This is a genomic window from Pseudomonas brassicae (genome assembly GCF_010671725.1).
GTDB classification, from domain to species: domain Bacteria; phylum Pseudomonadota; class Gammaproteobacteria; order Pseudomonadales; family Pseudomonadaceae; genus Aquipseudomonas; species Aquipseudomonas brassicae.
On the sequence record NZ_JAAHBU010000383.1, the window covers coordinates 1 to 1801 of the forward strand.

Annotated in this window: 3 protein-coding genes; all 3 read left to right on the forward strand. The window is 49.7% G+C overall.

The window, feature by feature from the left end; translation table 11 throughout:
- Positions 1 to 503: 503 nt before the first annotated feature.
- The 3 genes from G3436_RS27920 to G3436_RS22255 all read left to right on the forward strand — a co-directional run bounded on the left by G3436_RS27920 (position 504) and on the right by G3436_RS22255 (position 1797).
- Positions 504 to 713 (forward strand): YegP family protein, encoded by a 210-nt coding sequence (locus G3436_RS27920; RefSeq protein ID WP_243667259.1) that lies wholly within the window; start codon positions 504 to 506, stop codon positions 711 to 713.
- Between the two features lie 17 nt (positions 714 to 730).
- Positions 731 to 835, forward strand: coding sequence for a YegP family protein (locus G3436_RS27925; RefSeq protein WP_338001304.1), 105 nt, complete (start codon positions 731 to 733; stop codon positions 833 to 835).
- A gap of 152 nt (positions 836 to 987) precedes the next feature.
- Complete coding sequence (locus tag G3436_RS22255) at positions 988 to 1797, forward strand: hypothetical protein (RefSeq protein ID WP_178116566.1); 810 nt, start codon at positions 988 to 990, stop codon at positions 1795 to 1797.
- Positions 1798 to 1801: the final 4 nt, after the last annotated feature.

Consider the following 1801-nt stretch of genomic DNA (forward strand, 5'->3'; position numbering starts at 1 on the left):
TTCCTCCGCGAAAGAGCTTTTACATTACGTGCTTTCCAAACGCTCCGTCACTGCGGCTAAGGTTGGCTGAAACCCTCGAAATTTCAGTGCCTTAACGCCAGTACCAAGTTAAAAATGATTGCTGGATCAGGGCTACATTCTCAGAGCAGAAGAAAACCGCTGAGTCAGGCGGTATCGAGTACGCGTACCACGCGATAGGCGAATCTGCTTAAACAGCTTTACATAATCAGAATCAGCGAGTAGTCTTTCCCATAAGCCAGGGGGTTGTTCGTTTAATACCTGGTTAAACTGGATCAATTAATCAGAATGGTGATCGGCATGGCTACAAACCCTCCAGCAGGTGATGGGCACCGTAAAGGCGCTGTCCGGGATCGCTCTCAAACTCAGACGCCTTCAGGGCATTGGGTGAAACGAGATTCGGAAACCGGCCAGTTTATGGACGTAAAAACCTCGGATAAAACGCCGTTCAAGGGCGTCCGCAAAGAGAAATAAGGAGTACGAAAATGAGCGCAAAATTTGAGATTTTCTTAGGCACCAATCGGCAGTATTACTTCCGCCTCAAGGCATCTAATGGCGAAAAAATTCTCGCCAGTGAGGGATACACAACTAAGGCCAATTGCCAGAACGGCATTCAGTCGGTAAAAACGCACTCACCTTATGACAGTAACTATAAAAAGCTGACATCCACCAACACCAGTACTACTTCACCTTGAATGCGAGCAATGCCCAGGTGATTGGAACGAGTGAAACCTACACCACAACCCAATCGCGTGACGGCGGCATTGCTGCGGTGAAGGCATATGCGCCAACGGCACCGGTAGTGGATTTGACCTGAACCAGCTGGGTTCTCATTAGGGCCCCTGTATTTAGGGGCTTTTTTAGTGTGGCTGATTCAGACGAGCAAATCTGAGGACACATTATTGTCCTGATGCGTCTGCATATAGGGCTCTAGCTGAAGGCATTGTTATGGACATAGCAAGATGTACCGTGGACGGCGCTGAATATCCCGCAGTAAAGTTCGCCAAACTTCCCCCTTCTGAACTAGCGAATAAACGGCGACACCTCGTTTGTATCAAGTGTGGTACCCGAGCAATTTTTGTCAAAGAGGCGCGAAGCGGACAAGGACCGCATTTCCGGGCTCGTCCTCATCTGAATTGCACATTCGCTGCACCTGAGTCTGAACGCGGTGAGGGCGGCGGCGATGATCAGGACATGTTACGTAACCCTGGTGATCGCATCGTTCTAGACCTCCGTTACGGTGCGGCGGAGAACGTGAACGGTGACCCATTGTTGGGTGGGACAGGCGGTGCCTCTGGTGGCAGGTACGTTGGCTTTGGGGGGAGCAAGCGAGCAATATCTAAGCGCCGACTCCGACCAATTTTGAAGAATTTAATATATTCCGAAGCGTTCAGACATTCAGATCAAACCATTGAGTTGCCCGAAGTAGGTGAGTTTCGAGTGCGTGATTTGTTCGTGAATTTTTCTGACATCACGGAAGAGCACGTGGGTCAGCTCAGAGGTTTTTGGGGTGATATTCAGGATACCCGCGAGTCCAAGGACGGATCTCGATGGATCAATACCGGAGATAAAGAAAACGTCAGCGTGATCGTCGGCAAGGAGGTCTGCAAGGCTTTTCTAGACTATCACCGTGCCAAGTGGACGGAGCTTGAGGGCATGCATTTCTTGGTTTTTGGACGGTTGAACCGGGGGCGGACAAATAACAAGTTGTGGATAAGCCGAAGGGTACTGAATACACGGCTATTTATGATGAGTCTTAACGTCAGTCGTGTCTCATAACTTG

Coding starts and splice junctions, on each gene's coding strand:
- G3436_RS27920 (WP_243667259.1), top strand. CDS start 504: ATGAGCGCAAAATTTGAGATTTTCTTAGGCACCAATCGGCAGTATTAC.